This window comes from Mesorhizobium sp. RCAM 05104 (genome assembly GCF_059683645.1).
The window spans coordinates 6815670-6831740 of sequence record NZ_CM185033.1; the positions used below are offsets into that span (position 1 = coordinate 6815670).

14 protein-coding genes are annotated in these 16071 nt (G+C 62.3%); 4 read left to right on the top strand and 10 right to left on the bottom strand.

Features of this window, described 5'->3' with window-relative positions; all coding sequences use genetic code 11:
* Positions 1-9: 9 nt before the first annotated feature.
* Together AC56QP_RS33250 and AC56QP_RS33255 are read right to left on the bottom strand one after the other, a co-directional pair.
* Complete coding sequence (locus tag AC56QP_RS33250; RefSeq protein ID WP_489861697.1) at positions 10-555, bottom strand: DUF924 family protein; 546 nt, start codon at positions 553-555, stop codon at positions 10-12.
* A 14-nt stretch (positions 556-569) separates the two neighbouring features.
* Positions 570-2405: a monovalent cation:proton antiporter-2 (CPA2) family protein gene (locus AC56QP_RS33255; RefSeq protein ID WP_489861696.1), complete on the bottom strand. Its 1836-nt coding sequence runs from the start codon at positions 2403-2405 to the stop codon at positions 570-572.
* Between the two features lie 397 nt (positions 2406-2802).
* Here AC56QP_RS33255 and AC56QP_RS33260 point away from each other — a divergent pair, with 397 nt between their 5' ends.
* Entirely contained in the window at positions 2803-3069 is a 267-nt protein-coding gene (locus tag AC56QP_RS33260; RefSeq protein ID WP_172228649.1) for a hypothetical protein, read from the top strand.
* 80 nt (positions 3070-3149) lie between these two features.
* Here the strand turns inward: AC56QP_RS33260 and AC56QP_RS33265 are convergent, their stop codons facing one another.
* The 4 genes from AC56QP_RS33265 to AC56QP_RS33280 all read right to left on the bottom strand — a co-directional run bounded on the left by AC56QP_RS33265 (position 3150) and on the right by AC56QP_RS33280 (position 6974).
* Positions 3150-3704 (bottom strand): hypothetical protein, encoded by a 555-nt coding sequence (locus AC56QP_RS33265; RefSeq protein WP_489861695.1) that lies wholly within the window; start codon positions 3702-3704, stop codon positions 3150-3152.
* A gap of 123 nt (positions 3705-3827) precedes the next feature.
* Positions 3828-4919: a YcjF family protein gene (locus tag AC56QP_RS33270; RefSeq protein WP_489861694.1), complete on the bottom strand. Its 1092-nt coding sequence runs from the start codon at positions 4917-4919 to the stop codon at positions 3828-3830.
* On the bottom strand, positions 4916-6394 hold the full coding sequence (locus AC56QP_RS33275) for a YcjX family GTP-binding protein (protein ID WP_489861693.1): 1479 nt from the start codon (positions 6392-6394) through the stop codon (positions 4916-4918). The genes AC56QP_RS33270 and AC56QP_RS33275 overlap by 4 nt, the downstream gene beginning before the upstream one ends.
* A 76-nt stretch (positions 6395-6470) precedes the next feature.
* Positions 6471-6974 carry a SixA phosphatase family protein gene (locus AC56QP_RS33280; RefSeq protein ID WP_489861692.1) on the bottom strand — a complete coding sequence of 168 codons (504 nt, stop codon included), beginning with the start codon at positions 6972-6974 and terminating at the stop codon, positions 6471-6473.
* Between the two features lie 259 nt (positions 6975-7233).
* Here AC56QP_RS33280 and dksA point away from each other — a divergent pair, with 259 nt between their 5' ends.
* Positions 7234-7650, top strand: a complete 417-nt coding sequence (gene dksA, locus AC56QP_RS33285; protein ID WP_010909647.1) for an RNA polymerase-binding protein DksA — start codon at positions 7234-7236, stop codon at positions 7648-7650.
* A 162-nt stretch (positions 7651-7812) separates the two neighbouring features.
* Here dksA and AC56QP_RS33290 read toward each other — a convergent pair whose 3' ends face one another.
* Positions 7813-8550: a hypothetical protein gene (locus AC56QP_RS33290; protein WP_489861691.1), complete on the bottom strand. Its 738-nt coding sequence runs from the start codon at positions 8548-8550 to the stop codon at positions 7813-7815.
* A 221-nt stretch (positions 8551-8771) separates the two neighbouring features.
* On the opposite strand from AC56QP_RS33290, the gene cckA reads away from it, so the two are divergent.
* Positions 8772-11342: a cell cycle histidine kinase CckA gene (cckA, locus tag AC56QP_RS33295; RefSeq protein ID WP_489861690.1), complete on the top strand. Its 2571-nt coding sequence runs from the start codon at positions 8772-8774 to the stop codon at positions 11340-11342.
* Between the two features lie 86 nt (positions 11343-11428).
* Entirely contained in the window at positions 11429-12139 is a 711-nt protein-coding gene (locus tag AC56QP_RS33300) for a purine-nucleoside phosphorylase (protein WP_489861689.1), read from the top strand.
* Positions 12140-12148: 9 nt separating this feature from the next.
* On the opposite strand, the gene AC56QP_RS33305 is transcribed toward AC56QP_RS33300, so the two are convergent.
* The 3 genes from AC56QP_RS33305 to AC56QP_RS33315 are packed head-to-tail and all read right to left on the bottom strand — an operon-like array spanning position 12149 to position 15932.
* Positions 12149-13366: a c-type cytochrome gene (locus AC56QP_RS33305; protein ID WP_489861688.1), complete on the bottom strand. Its 1218-nt coding sequence runs from the start codon at positions 13364-13366 to the stop codon at positions 12149-12151.
* Positions 13363-15129 (bottom strand): GMC family oxidoreductase, encoded by a 1767-nt coding sequence (locus AC56QP_RS33310; protein WP_489861687.1) that lies wholly within the window; start codon positions 15127-15129, stop codon positions 13363-13365. Before AC56QP_RS33310 ends, AC56QP_RS33305 begins: the two co-directional genes overlap by 4 nt.
* Positions 15130-15131: 2 nt before the next feature.
* A complete protein-coding gene (locus tag AC56QP_RS33315) occupies positions 15132-15932 on the bottom strand; it encodes a gluconate 2-dehydrogenase subunit 3 family protein (protein ID WP_489861686.1) in 801 nt (266 codons plus the stop codon).
* Between the last annotated feature and the right edge of the window lie 139 nt (positions 15933-16071).

Sequence of the window (16071 nt, forward strand, 5' to 3'; positions counted from 1 at the left end):
GGGATCCTTTTAACCGGAAAATCCGCCGTCATCCAGGAACGCCTGCTCCTGCGGTGTGGTCTCGCGGCCAAGCATCCTGTTTCGGTGCGGAAAGCGGCCGAAACGCATAATGATATCACGGTGCTCGACAGCGTACTTCAGATAGGGTTCGGCCCTCGTCTGGGTTAGATCGACCGATATCTGCTGGTCGGCAGGAAGTTCCGAATGCTCGTACGGCAGATAGAGGAAGACGCGGATTTCTTCGTCGAGCTCCAGATCATGGCCTGCCGCGATCGCCTTTGCGGCGAAATATCTGGCCAGCGGGTCGGTCGCGTACATATGGCCGGTGCCGCGAAAGCAGTTGCGCGGAAACTGGTCGAGCAGGATCATCAGCGCCAGCGAACCCTCGGCATGCGCCGACCAGTCGTCGCATTCACGCCGCGCGGCTGCATAGTGCAGCTCGAGAAAGCGGTTGCGGAAGTCGGCATCGAAAGCCTCGTTCTTCTCGAACCATGCGTCCTCGCCGGCATCACGCCAGAATTTGGTGACCGACAGGGCTCGGCTGTCCAATTCCATGCTTGGGTCCTCGTTCAATCCGCGGTTTCGGATTTGTGCAGCACGCCGGCGGTCTCTTCGTTGAGAGCCTGGCCAGGGCGGCGCGGCGTGGACAGCGGTGTCGGAATCGGCGTGCCGATATTGCCCCTCAGGAAGCGCTGTCCGGCGCGAACGCCTTCGGCGAGCTGGGTTTCGAAGCGGGCGGTGTCGCGGCGTCTGACGTCTTCGATCGTTTCAGCCACGTCTCCCGGATCCACGCCCAGCGATTCCAGGGCTGAACCACCAAAGACGAGTGCCGATTCGAAAGTTTCGCGGAGTTGATAATCTACACCGGCGCGAATGAGCTGCAGCGCGGTGCCGCGATCGAAAGCGCGCGCCAGCACCACAAGCAAGGGAAACTCTGCCTTGACGAGCTCCGCGATGCGAACGGCGGCGTCGGGCTTGTCGACGCAGATCAGCACGGCACGCGCCCGACCCGCACCCGCGGCGTGCAGGATATCGAGCCGCGTGCCGTCGCCATAATAGACCTTGAAGCCGAAATCGGCCGCCGCCTGAATCATCTCCACATCGTTGTCGATGATCGACACGTCGATGCCGCGCAGCAGCAGCGGCTGGCTGGCGATCTGGCCAAAGCGGCCGAAGCCGATGATCAGCACGCTTCCGGTAAGGCCTTCGGCAACATCGACTCCATCGAGCGATTGCTCGTCGCGCGGCGTGAGATACCGCAGCGCGACGATCGCCAGTGGCGTCAGCACCATGGAGATGATGACGATCGCGGTTAGCGTGGCGTTGGCCTGACCGTCGATGATGCCGACCGCGGCGGCAGCGGAATAGAGGACAAAGGCGAATTCGCCGCCTTGCGCCATGAAGACGGCACGTTCCAGCGCTTCGCGATGGCCGGTTTTCAGGATGCGGGCGACGATGTAGAGGCCGAGCGCCTTCATCACCATGTAGGCGACGACATAGATGGCGATCAGCCGCCAGTTCTCGACCACCACATGCAGGTCGAGCGACATGCCGACCGCAAGGAAGAACAGGCCGAGCAGGATGCCGCGAAACGGTTCGATGTCGGCTTCAAGCTGATGGCGGAAGGTCGATTCGGACAGAAGCACGCCGGCCAGGAATGCACCCATCGCCATTGACAGGCCGCTGAGTTGCATGGCGAGCGCGGACCCGAGAACGACCAGAAGTGCCGCCGCCGTCATCACTTCGCGGGCACGGGCATCCGCCAGGATGCGGAAGAATGGATTGAGCAGATAGCGTCCGGCCAGCACCAGTCCGACGATCGCGGCAAGGCCGATGCCGATCTCGGTCAAGCGTTCCGTCAGGCTGGTGTCGGCACCGCCGGGCGCCATGAACGCAATCAAGGCCAGCAGCGGCACGATCGCCAGATCCTCGAGCAGCAGGATGGAGACAATGCGCTGGCCTTTCGGCGCGGCGATTTCGCCGCGCTCCTCGAGCAATTGCATGACGATTGCCGTCGAGGTTAGCACGAAGCCGGCGCCGGCGACGAAGGATTGCGAGATGGGAAAGCCTCCCGCCACGCCGACACCGGTCAGCAAAACGGCGCAGACGCCGACCTGTAGTGCGCCGAGGCCAAAGATCTCGCGGCGCAGGCCCCACAGCCGTGACGGCTGCATTTCCAGCCCGATGATGAACAGGAACATCACCACGCCGAGCTCTGCGACATGAAGAATGGCTCCCGATTCGGAAAAGATGCGAAGACCGAAGGGGCCAATCACCACGCCGGCGGCCAGATAGCCAAGAATGGAGCCAAGGCCCATGCGCTTGAAGATGGGAACGGCGACAACGCCGGCAGCAAGCAGTGCCACCACCTGGACCAGATCGCTGCTCGATGCCTCTACCGCCATGCCCGCCATTCCGCTTGTTTGAGGACCGCAGCCTTATGCAGCCGGAGTTGCAGCACAAGACAGTCCTCGCGGACTTCCAAAAGACGCTGCAGCACTTCAATTTTGCGCATGATCCCAGCGAAAATCGATTCCGATTTTCGTAAGGCAGCATTCTGATTTGCACATGGCCGCCGCGGAAATCCACCCCGATTTTCGCGGGTATGCGCCAAGCGGCACAGGTGGGAGCCTCGGCGGGGCGCGAACAGCGCAAATCCCACCGGCCATGTTGGAAGCGTTGCACAAGTTTACGCCAAACGCGCGTTGCTTGTTGCCATAATCGAAGGCTAAGGACGATTGGCTTCGGCCATTGGAGGGCGAACGACGATCAAGTCGTGCCCTTTTTGAGGAGATGACTGACATGAAGAAGTTTTTGTTTGTTGCCGTCGGCTTGGCGGTGCTTGCTGGCTCGGCTTGTTCGAAGGCGCCGGAGTGCACGACCGAGATCGCGACCAAGAAGGCGCAGGACATGGCTGCCGCGCTGCAGGAGGCGATCACCAAGGATCCGTCCAAGGCGGCCGATCTGACGGCCAAGGTCCAGGCGGTGACGACCAAGTATCAGGGCGCCACGACACTGGCCGACGCCTGCAAGGCCTATGACGAGGTGACGGCCGCGATCAAGGGCTAAGTGCCCTGATTAAAACGGTTTCCAACGAGGCGGTGACCGTTGGGTCGCCGCCTTTTCTGTTTCAGGCGACCGATGATTGTTCAGTTCGGCGCGATGGAGCCGACTTCGACCGTATCAACGCGCTTCAGGCTCATGCCGATCACCGGCACCAGCTGATCGGAGACTCGGACCGCAACGGTCACCGTCATCGAATTGTCGTCGGGAATGCGAGCCTGCATGACACCGCGCAGCTGATTGCGATTGATGGTGAAAACCACCTTGCGGGCATCGACCACATTGCCGCCGATGATATCGAGACCGGCGCCGGCCGCGCCGCCCATGAAGCTGCCTCTGTAGCCCTCGCGGCCCTTGCGCTCGATCCTGGCCGACATCTGTTGGGTGAACATGCCGACCCGGCAGCCACCATCGAGCGTCATGCCCATCTTTCCGTCGGGCGTCGAGCCGGTGAAGCTGCAGTTGAATTTCGTGCCCTTGTACTTGCCGGCGACGATTTCGCCCGGGCCGACCCACTTGCCTTCGGCCGACTGGAAGAACTGCTTGTCCGGTTCCGCCGCGGACGCCCCTGAGGCAATACCGACGACTGCGGTGATCGCGGCCGCCAGGGGCAGGACGCTGGACAGAATTACGCTTTTCATCGACGACACCCGGCAACAAAGAGGCTGTTTGGAACCCGTCTGACCATGAACAAGATTGGTTAATGCTTCGTCACTGCCAGGCCTCGAAACCGCAATCCGGCAGCCGTGCGGAAGGCGCGGGCGTTATTTGCCGGGCTCGGTTGTTTCGGCGTCTTTCCTTGTTGCAAACGATGTCAGCGCGGACAGGAAATCGCCCAGTCCTGGACGCCTGGCGGCGCTGAAGGGCAGGGGTCTTGCCGTCTCCATCGCGGCGATGCCGATGCGCGCCGTCATCATGCCGTTGATGACACCCTCGCCAAGCTTTGCCGAAAGGCGTGCCGCCAGACCGTGGCCGACGATCTGCTGGACAAAACTGTCGCCAACCGCGATCGAGCCGGTGACCGCCAGATGGGCGAGCACGCTGCGTGCCAGGCGGAAGAAACCCAGCGTTCCTGGCCGCCCTCCATAGAGTTCCGACAGGCGGCGAATGAGGCGCCCGGCCTCGAACACGACATAGGCGACATCGACGAGCGCGCGCGGGCTGACCGCCGTCACCAGCGAGACGCGTTTGGCGGCCTCGAGAATCATCACCTTTGCCCTGGCATCGAGAGGGCCAAGAATTTCCGCTTCGGCCAAGCGCACCAGATTGCCGCCATCGATGATCTCGCCGCGCAGTTCGGCGAGCGCGCGCCGGCCGGCCGCGGTCTCGGGTTTGGCCGCGACAAAGGCCGACAGCTCGTCAACAACCGACCGTGCCGCCCTGGGATCGTCACGCGCGATCGCATCGAGAGCCCGCTTTTGCAGCTTTTCGACTTCGGCGAGGCGGGCGATGGCCAGGAACTCGCGAATCAGGATGACCAGGAGTGCCAGTACGGCGATGGCCGCCATGCCGGCTGCCAGCCAGCCCAGCCATTCAGCGCGCGCGAACAGCTCGCGTATCAGCTGATCGGTCCACAGGCCGACAGCCAGCGAAACCAGCACCCCAAACGCGCCGAAGAAGATGCTGCCGAGCAGCGAGCCTTTCCTGGGGGCGATCGCTGGTGGCGGTTCAGCGGCGACAATGTCGGGCTCGTCGAAGACGTCGACCTGTGCCGGTATGACCAGCGCGGTGTCGGCCTTCATCGCGCGGGGTTTCCGCGGGGTCTCGGCCGGGGCGCGGCGCGCCAGCGGCGCCTCTTGTCTTGATACGGCTTCCGGCTCGATGCGGAATGCAGCCGGCTTGCGGGGCGCGGTCATGCCAGATGATCTCCAGTCAGGAACTGCAAGGCGCGGTCGAGCCGGATATGCGGCAGCGACAGCGTGACGCCTTCGGCCGTGCGTTCGAGCTTTGGCGGGCGGAAGCGGACGAAGCGGATTGTCGGATCGGCGGAGTCCTGTCTGTGGTCGGATCCCGAAACATCGAATACTGCATCAATGTTCTCCGGCAAGTCACCGGGAAATACGGCCGTTTCCGTCTTTCCGTCAAACATTTCGCCATTGATCTTCTCGCCAGCGATCGGGGTGCCCATAATGACTGGAAGCGTCTCCCGGCCTTGCTTGACGGTGCCCTCGCGCGTCGCGCGCACGGCCGCCATGGCGACCACGTCGACATCGGCGCCGGTGAAATTCGCACGCGCCACGGCGCGGTCGGCCAGCCGCCGTACGATCGCCTGCAGACGGTCATGGCTTTCATGGTGCAGGTGATCGGCCTTTGTCGCGGCGACCAGAATGCGGTCGATGCGCCGCGAAAACAGGTCGGTGAGGAAGCTTCCCCGGCCAGGACGGAAACAGCTGAGGATCTCGGTCACCGCACGCTCAAGGTCAGCCATGGCGCCAGGGCCGGCGTTCAGCGCCTGCATGGCGTCGATCAGCACGATCTGGCGATCGAGACGCGCGATGTGTTCGCGGAAGAAAGGCTTGACGACATGGGTCTTGTAGGCCTCGTAGCGCCTTTCCATCATGGCGTGCAGCGACCCGGGGCGCGGGCGCCTGTCGCCGACATCGGCCAGGGGCGCGAAGGTCAGCGCCGGAGAGCCTTCGAGATCGCCGGGCATCAGGAAGCGACCGGGCGGCAAGGTCGAAAGCGCCCGCTCGTCGAGCTTGCACGCTTTCAGGTAGGCGGCGAAGCTTTCGGCCAGACGGCGCGCGGTCATCTCGTCGGCGTCGGCGTTCGGGTCGATTTCGGCTGAGATTGCCCGCCAGGCTCGCGACAGGTCTTCGCGCACCGGCAGAGCGGCCAGTTCGAGCGCCTCGCGCGAAAAGTCGCCGAAGGATTTGCCCAGCAGCGGCAGGTCGAGCAGCCATTCGCCTGGATAGTCGACGATATCGACCGACAGTTTGCCGGAGGAAAACATGCGGCTCCAGCCCGAGGCCGATTCGTATTCGATGGTCAGCCGCAGCTCCGAAATGGCGCGTGTCGAGTCAGGCCAGGCACGGTCGTTGACCAAGGCGGCGATGTGATCTTCGTACTGGAAGCGCGGTACGGCGTCGTCCGGCTGCTGCTCAAGGAAGGCGCGGGCGATGCGCCCGGACTTCTGCGCGGCGAACAGCGGCAGGCGTCCACCATGGATCAGGTTGTGAACAAAGGCGGATATGAAGACCGTCTTGCCGGCGCGTGACAATCCCGTCACGCCAAGTCGCAGCGATGGAGAAAAAAGCCCGGTGGCGCGGCCCGACAGCGTGTCGAGTGCAATTCTCGCCTCGTCGGTGAAGGTGGTCAGCGATGATGCCAAAATATGATCTTTCGGGCTTCGGTCCGTCCGATATAGGCTCTGGAACCCGGCTTTGAAATGGCGCCGGAGACCGAGATCAGAGATCGGCCGGTGTCAGGAAGGCCTCGAGATAGCCGGCGCCCTGGGCGGCTTTCGCCAGATCGCCGCCAAAGCGGACGACCGCCAGTCCCGAAGTCGGGAAACCGTGGCTCAGCATCGCCCGGGCCATCTCGTCGCCGTCGCCCGAAACCGCCAAGGCGAGATCTTCCGTCATCGGGTTGTGGCCGATGACCAGCAACGAGCCGGAGCCGCCATTGCCTCGTATTATGGACAGGTATCCGGCAGCGTCTTCGCTGTAGAGCGTATCGAGGAACAGAACCTTGCCAGTGTCGGTCTGGTTGGCCAGCCCCTCCAGCGTCTCGCGCGCGCGTTTGGCATTGGAGCAAAGGGTGAGGTCCGGAACATAGCCTCTGGCGCGCATGGCTGCGCCCATAGCCTCGGCATCGGCGCGGCCGGATGCATCGAGCGGACGATCGAAATCGCGCACGCCGGGCAGCGCCCAGCCGGCCTTGGCATGTCTCAACAGATAAAGTCTGTTCACCGAACCCCCGTTGGTGTCGCGTGGCGAAGTCCAAGACGTTGCCGGATTAGCCATGAGAAAGGCCGGGCGCACAATGGCCCTTTCCCATCAAGCATAACGAATCACATGTGAATTTGCTCGCATCGATCTCGGAAAGGACGCCGCTTATGCTCCGCTACCTGACATTAACAATTGCGTGAGACGGCGGCCGATTGCGCTTGTGCAGGCGTCTGGCGGCGAATATATAGGCCCCAAAATTGGGGCAGTTTGGGTGAGTCGAATGAACGACATCGTTACCGCCGATTACGTACCCTCCGAAGACGAGCCGTTCATGAACGAACGGCAGAAATCCTACTTCCGCCTGAAGCTCGTCACTTGGAAGAATGACATATTGCGCGAAGCGCGCGAAACTCTTGAAATCCTGCAGCAGGAAAACGCCAACCACCCCGATCTCGCCGACCGCGCCTCTTCGGAAACCGACCGCGCCATCGAGCTCAGGGCCCGCGACCGTCAACGCAAGCTCATTGCAAAGATCGATTCCGCCTTGCAGCGCATCGACGAAGGCACCTATGGCTATTGCGAGGAGACCGGTGAGCCGATCGCGTTGAAGCGGCTCGATGCGCGTCCAATCGCGACGTTGTCGATCGAAGCGCAGGAGCGGCACGAGCGCCGCGAAAAAGTCTATCGCGACGACTGACGCATCGCCCAAAAGGGCGGCTGCCAGGACAGTTTGTGGCGATGTTGATGTTGGAATGGCCGGCTTTCCGGTCATTCCATCGGCACGCCACGCATCCAGTGCAAACAAACCCAAGGCCTCGACCAGTCCAGTTCCCCCGGCGGGCGGCGACCCGGGAACGGATTATCTCTTGTGGCTGGCGAGTTCGCCCAGAAGCTTGGTCATTTCGTCGTCGAGCGACGGCGGTGTCTTTGCCGCCGGTTTGCCGACCGGGCCGCCCGAACGGGGCTGGTCGAGCGACACTTCGAGCTCCTTCATCAACGTATCGTCGATGCTGTCCTGTATTGGCGGCGGCGGGTGCCGAATGACATTGGCGTTCGCTGACCCATAGGCTGGCAACGGCGTGACGTTGGTCGGCTGGTAGCTTTGCGTTACCGGTTTCGGGGCTGGCGCTGGAGCCGGCGCGGCCGGACGCGGACGGGCAGGCGCCGCCGTGGTCACGGGCTGCGGAGCCTGTCTTGGAGGCGGTGGAGCGGGTTGAGGCGCACGCGGTCGCGCCGCCGGGGCGGCGGTAGCCTGGACAGGTTGCAAGCCGCCATCTCCGGTCAGCGCCGGACGGCGCGGCGCCGACAGCCGGATATCGCGTTCGACGACGACGTCGGTCGGGCCGCCAATCAGAATCAGATGTTCGATGTCATCCCGGCGCACCAGCACCAGGCGGCGATGACTGTCGACGGCGGTCGCGTCCATGACGGCCAGCCGCGTCTTGCGGTTCCTGCCGCCGGCGACAAAGGTTCCGAAGGTCAGGTTGCGCACGAGCTTGATGATGACGAGAACGATGACCAGCAGAATAAGAGCTGCAAAAGTCCACAGCAGTGCCGCGGCATATCCGGGGCCCGCCACGCTATCCAGCCATTGCATTGGTTTCCCCTGATCGCCTTTGGAAGTGAAGCGACTCTAGACCGTAGCGACTGGCTACCGCAAGTTGCCATTCATGCTCGTGAACAGCTTGAAAACTCCAAAGGCCGAAGAACGTCATTTTTATCTGACATTTGCCGCCCAGGCCTTTTCCGGACTAGGAGAATATGATTCAACCCGCTAGGGGCGGGTGTCGGACACCGGAATTCACGAGCAGGGGGCACATGGCCAAGGAAGCGCGCGGCGATTTCTATCCGGTACCGATCGTCGACCAGAACACGCGACCGGGCGCGGTCACCCGGCTTATCATTTTCATCGTCGTTCTGACTGGGGCCGCGATCATCTTCGGCCTCTTCCGCGAGCGCCTCGGTGATCCTTTCCTGCTCGGCATGCTCGGCGTGCTGGCGATGGTCGGTGTCGGCTTCCTGTTCGCCACGGCGATCGGCTTCGTGCAGATCACGCCACGCTCGACAGGCGATGAACTGTCGAAGGCATTCGTTGATTCGATGTCGCAGGGCCTTCTGGTGACGGATACCAAGGGCCGTGTCGTCTACGCCAATCGATCTTATGCCGACATGACCGGAGCGTCGTCGGCGGCCGACCTGAAGACGGTCGAGGGCTTGCTCTCGGATGTTCCCGAAGCCTCCGTGACGATTTATCGTCTGGCGTCCGGCCTGCGCGACGGCCAGCCGGGTGATGGCGAGTTTCGGCTCGCGCAGTCCATTCGGCCAGGCGCCGAGCCGGGCGCCCGCTGGTACCGGGCCCGCGCCCGCACCTTCAGCGTGCCGGGTCAGCGGCTGCCGATGCTGGCCTGGCAACTTGCCGACATTTCGCAGGAGCGGGCCGAGCAGGAGCGCTTCTTCCTCGACCTGCAGAAGGCGATCGATCACCTCGACCACGCGCCGGCCGGCTTCTTTTCGGCCGACCAGGATGGCCGTGTCACCTACATCAACGCCACGCTTGCCGAATGGCTGGGTATCGACCTCACCAGTTTCACGCCCGGCTCCGTCACCTTGCCGGAGATCGTAGCCGGCGATGGCATGGCACTGGTCCGCTCGGTCAAGGCTGATCCGGGCACCACGCGCAACGCAGTCCTCGATCTCGATCTGACGACAACGAAAGGCGAGGCGCTGCCGGTACGCTTCATGCATCGCGTTTCAGCCAGCCGCGAAGGCGTCAATGGCCCGACGCGCACGATCGTGCTCAACCGGACGCAGGGCGAGGATGCTTCCGCCGATCTTCGCGCCTCCGAGGTCCGCTTCACCCGTTTCTTCAATTCGACGCCGATGGCCATTGCCGCCGTCGACAAGAGCGGGCGCATCCTGCGCACCAACGCGCCGTTCCTGTCGCTGTTTTCCTCCGTCGTCGATGGGGACGCGGTCGATCGCCGCGTGCGGCTGGACACAGTGATCCACGAGCGCGACCGGCCGGCTTTTGCCTCCGCTTTCGAAAAAGCCCGGCAGCGACAGGCCGACATCGAGCCGATCGACACCTTGTTGCCCGGCAACGACGAACGGCACATCCGTTTCTACGTCAATGCCGTCGCCGACGGGACCGGCGAGGGCGCCGAGGAGTCGGCCATCGTCTACGCAGTCGAGACCACGGAGCAGAAGGCACTCGAAGGCCAGATGGCGCAAAGCCAGAAGATGCAGGCGGTCGGCCAACTTGCAGGCGGCATCGCGCACGACTTCAACAATGTGCTGACCGCCATCATCATGGCCTCCGACCTGCTGTTGACCAACCACCGCCCGTCGGACCCATCCTTCCCCGACATCATGAACATCAAGCAGAATGCCAACCGGGCAGCCTCGCTGGTGCGGCAACTGCTGGCGTTCTCGCGCAAGCAGACGCTGCGGCCCGAGGTGCTCAACCTGACCGACGTGCTCGCCGACCTCAGGATGTTGCTGGCCCGTCTTGTCGGCAATGACATCAAGCTGAAGGTCGACCATGGCCGCGACCTGTGGCCGGTCAAGGTCGATATCGGGCAGTTTGAACAGGTGGTGGTCAACCTTGCGGTCAACGCCCGCGACGCGATGCCGGCCGGCGGCGATCTCACCGTGCGCACCCGCAATGTGACCGCCGAGGAATGCAAGGCCTTTTCCTACCGCGAACTCACTGCGGCCGACTATGTCGTGGTCGAAGTCGAGGATACCGGCAGCGGCATCGCGCCCGACGTGCTGAAGAAGATCTTCGAGCCCTTCTTCACCACCAAGGAAGTCGGCAAGGGCACCGGCCTTGGCCTGTCGATGGTCTACGGCATCATCAAGCAGACCGGCGGCTTCATCTTCTGCGATTCCGAGGTCGGCAAAGGGTCGACTTTCCGCATATTCCTGCCGCGCCACATCGCGGAAGTGAAGAAGGCTGGCGAGCCCGGCGATGTGCCGGCGGTGCCGGCGAAGGTTGTCGATACGGCCAAGGATCTGTCAGGCTCCGCCACGGTGCTGCTCGTCGAGGACGAGGACGCCGTGCGCATGGGCGGCATGCGGGCACTGGTGTCGCGCGGCTATACCGTGCACGAGGCATCCTCGGGCGTCGAGGCGCTGGAAGTGTTCGAGGCGCTGGGCGGCAAGGTCGACATCGTCGTGTCCGACGTGGTGATGCCGGAGATGGACGGGCCGACGCTGCTTGGTGAACTGCGCAAGCGCCAGCCGGATATCAAGTTCGTCTTCGTGTCCGGCTATGCCGAGGACGCCTTCGCCAGGAACCTGCCGGCAGACGCGCATTTCGGCTTCCTGCCGAAGCCATTTTCGCTCAAGCAGCTGGCAACGATCGTCAAGGACGTGCTGGAATCCTAGGTGCTTCTGATGCTCTGCCCTTGCGTAATGCCGTGCCAACGCCATGATTGTGGGTGAAACGGCAAGCGGGCTTGGGAGAGCAGCGGTTGACGCCACATATCGAGGCAGACAAGGGCGACTATGCTGGTACGGTGTTGCTGCCGGGCGACCCGCAACGCGCCGAGTGGATGGCGGAAACATTCCTGGAAGCGCCGCGCTGTATCAATCGCCGGCGGGGCGCGCTTGGCTTTACTGGATTGTTTCGCGGCAAACCGGTCAGCATTCAGGCGACGGGCATCGGCGTCTCATCGTTTCTGATCTATGCGCATGAGCTGCTGGATTTTTATGGTGCCCGGACATTGATCCGCACCGGTACCTGTGGCGGCCTGACCGCCAAGACAAAACTGCGCAGCCTTGTCATCTCGCAATCAGCACGAGCCGAAAGCGCCCAAAGCGGTCAGGTTTTCGGCCTTTATGAAGCCGCTGCCGGCCCGGATCCGGCGCTGCTTGCCCGCGCCTTGGCCAAGGCGGCCGAATTTGGCATAGACCCCCACGCAGGCCTGACGGTTTGCAGCGATATCTTCTATCATCCGGAAGGCCGCGCCCGCTTTGTCGAAGCGCAGGCAGCCGGAGCTCTGGCCGTGGATATGGAAACTGCCGCGCTTTATCGCATCGCGGCTTATTTCGGCGCCCGGGCGCTGTCGATCCTGACCGTGGTCGACAATATCGTCACCGGCGAACAAACCGACTATTCCGAACGCCAGGCGCTCTTCACCGATATGAGCCGGCTGGCGTTCGCTGTCGCTGCAGAGAGCTAAAGTGCGGACTTACGGCAGCAGTTCCTTGCGTGTGGCTGCCACGTCGTCGGATGAGATCTCCGGAGCTGAATTGCCCCAGCTAGCGCGCACGTAGGTCAATACGTCGGCGATCTGCTGGTCTTTCAGGCGCCAGGCTAAAGAGGGCATGGCGGGCGTTGTCGGCGCATCCGCCGTGTGCACGGCCTGACTTCCGGCGAGGACGAGCCGGGCCAACGTTTCAGGATTGCCCTGCGCGACGATTGAGTTGCCGGCGAGAGCCGGGAAAAGCACTCCCGATCCGGCACCATCGCCACCATGGCAAGCCGAACAATTGTCACGGTAGATTGCTTCGCCCGCGACCATCCGTGTTTGGGCAGGCTTTGCCGGCTGGGTGGTGCCGGCGTCCGAGTTCAGGCCCTTGAGGTAGACGGCGACGGCTTTCAGATCTGAATCGGTCATTTTCGAGGTAGAGTTCTCGATGGCCTCAGCCATGGGACCCGATGCGATCGAATGCGCGTTGACGCCGGTCCTGAGGTATTTGACCAGATCCTCTTCGGACCATTTCCCAAGACCCGTTTGTGCATTGTTGGTGATGTCCGGGGCGAACCAGCCCTGCAGGGATGCGCCCTGCAGGAAACCGCTATCCTCGTCGGCTCCAAGGAAGGATTTGGGCGTATGGCAGGTGCCGCAGTGACCGGGGCCCTGGACAATATAGGCTCCGCGATTCCAGTCGGCCGGCTTGGAGGGATCGGGCTTGAAGGTTGCTTCGGTGAAGTTGAGGGCATTCCAACCCAGCATCGCCAGCCGAATGTTCAGCGGGAATGGCAGTTGATTGACCTCGACCTTGTTCGAAACTGGTTCAACGGTTGTCAGATAGGCCCACAGGTCGGCGATATCCTGCTCGTTCATCTTGGTATAGGCCGGGTAGGGCATGGCGGGGTAGAGCCGCACGCCATTGTGGCCAATGCCGATTTTCATCGCGTTACGGAAGTCGGTCTCCGACCAATTGCCGATGCCCGTCTGACTGTCGGGGGTTATGTTGGGCGCCACAAGCGTGCCGAAGGGTGTCTCGAGCGCCAGTCCGCCGGCCAGAGGCTTGCCGCCGGGTTGGGTGTGACAACCCGCGCAGTCGCCGAGCACGGCCTGATACCGTCCGCGTATGATCTGGTCGGCCTGGTCGGCACCCGCGGCCGGGCCGATAGCGAGCGCCGTAACGCCAACGGCGAGTGTGAGAATGAGCTTCTTCATGCTTGCACCAACGGTGCCCCCGGATTGCGCAGATATTGGTTGCGGATGGCATCGGCGGCACGAAAAGCCAGGGCGCCGACCGTGCCTGTCGGGTTCTTGCCGGCGTTCTGCGGGAAGGCCGAGGCGCCAACGACGAAGACGTTGGGGACATCCCAGCTTTGCAGGAACGTGTTGACCGCGCTTTTCTTCGGGTCCGTTCCCATGATGGCGCCGCCCGTATTGTGGGTGCTCTGATAGGGAACGCTATCCCAGCCCTTCTTGCGGCGGCTGACGCTGTATTGCTTGCCTCCCAGCGTCTTGGCGATTTCCTCCATCCGGTCGCTCACATAGTTCGACATCCGGATATCGTTGTCGGGAAAATCGAACGTCATGCGCATCAGCGGCCGGCCGAAACGATCCTTGTAGGTCGGGTCGAGATCGAGATAGTTGTTGCGCGTCGCGTAGCTGCTTCCCTGGGACGAGTAGGCAAGCGTGCTCTTGTAGCCCTCGACCGTCGCCTTCTTCCAGGCGCTGCCCCATTTCGGTGTGCCGGGCAGGGTCGGTCTGGTTCCGATCGGGCGCCCATTGGTGGGTATGCAGTTGATGCCCGCGCCGCCGACGAAATCCAGTGCGCCATGATCGAAAGCGTCACCATTGTAATCGTCGATTGTCTGGCCGAGCGCCCCTGCCGCGATGAACGGATTGAAGTTCTTGTCGTCGAAGAACACCTGCACGCCGGCATTGGTCTGATAGCAGTAGTTGCGTCCGATCGTTCCTTCGCCGCTGGTCGGGTCGTAGATCTTTCCGATGCCCGACAGCATCATCAACCGGGCATTGTGCAGGCCGTAGGCACACAGCAGCACGAGATCGGCGGGCTGGAAGTACTCCTGCCCCGAGGTGTCGACATAAGTCACGCCGCGCGCCGACTTGCCTCCGGCGGCGAGATCGACATGCAGTACTTCGCTGTCGGTCCGGACCTCGAAATTGGCCTTCTTCATCAGGACGGGAAGGATGGTGGTCTGGGCGCTTGACTTGGAATAGTTGGCGCAGCCAAAACGTTCGCAGAACCCGCAATAGGTGCATTGACCCATGGAGATGCCCAGCGGGTTCACGTAGTTTCGCGACATGTTGGCGGATGGTGTGGGGAAAGGGTGCAATCCCATCGACCGGCCGACCTCGGCGAACAGGGTCGGCGCGTAGGTCATCTCCATCGGCGGGTTCGGATAATCCCGGGACCGCGGATCCTCGAACGGATTGCCACCTTCCTGAAGCTTCCCCTTGATGTTGCCGGCCTTGCCCGAAATCCCGGCCAGGTATTCGAACCGGTCGTAGTAGGGCTCCATTTCGGCGCCTGTCACGCCCCAGTCCTCGACCTGGAGATCGGCTATTCTCGACGCGCCGTATTTCCTGGTGAGGTTGGTCCTTATCTGAAAGTCCGAATCCCAAAATCGCCAAGTGTGGCCGTTCCAGTGCACACCCGCACCCCCGACACCGTTGCCGGGTAAAAAGGAGCCGAAATCGCGCATCGGCAGCGCCATCTGCGACGGGTCGTTGCGGACCGTCATGGTCTCAACGGCCGGCTGCAGAAAGAGGTCGCGCCGGACGCCGTAGCGCAATTCATCCTGGACATACCCGATGTTGAAATCGGTTGCCGTGTCGCGCCATGGACCGCGCTCGATGGCCAGCACGTCCAGGCCATGATCCGTCAATTCGTGGGCAAGGATAGCTCCTGTCCAGCCGAGGCCGACGATCACGACGTCTTTGCGAGGCAGTATCGTTGTCATGGTCAGGCGCCTTTCCTGAGCCACTCAGGACGCCCGAAGATCGAGACAGGCGGCTGCGGGTATGGCTGGTTGTGTTTGCTGACATGATCCCGATAGTCATAGCGCGCACCCGGAAAACCGAGCATGCGCCACGAAACCATGTCCTTGTTGCCGCCATAGACCGGGTCGGCAAAGAACCCTTCCATGGTGTTCTGCAGCAGAAGCGCGAAGAAGCCTGGGGCTTTGACACCATTCGGCAGGTCGACCTTTCCGGCTTCCATCGCCGTCAGGAATGCATCCTGGTCCGCAGGCTGAAGCTGAACGAATGTCTTGCCATCCCGTTGCTTCAGGAAAGCGTCGATGGCGGCGAGGCCAGTACGGTAACGCTGGGCGGGATTTGCCTCGCCCTGATAACCTTGCGTGGGCAACCCCGGCAGGAACGGCCCTTGAGTATAAAGCCGGCTCGATGTTCCGAACGCACCCATCAATTGCCTGTCGATATAGATGGCGCAACCGGCTTCTTTGCCGCCCATGCTGAGGTCATCGGCGGGAATGATACGGTCGACAATGGCCTCGACGAGCGCGGCTTCCTGTGGCGTGAAAAACTGCCAGCCTTCGGGCAAGACCTGCGTTGGCGGATCGGCTGCGAATGGCGCCCAGGGCAGAGAGCCCGAGAAGGATCGCGCAAAGCCCGCCGATGTCGCGGTTGCGGTAAACATTGCGACTGAAGAGAGGAAAAGACGCCGATTCATTCGGATGGGGTTGCGATGGCTCATTTTAGGAACCTTGAAAGTAAGCAGAAGCGCTCGGGAAGTGACGCCCAAGTAAATATGACAAATACAGTTAAGTTTAAGCCGCACTCATCGAATATCGGTAAACTGCGAGATGAAAATGGTCCCGTCAACCACATCACAAAATCGTTAGTGCGATCCGCTTTGCTGTAGATCGGGCTAATAAATGGCT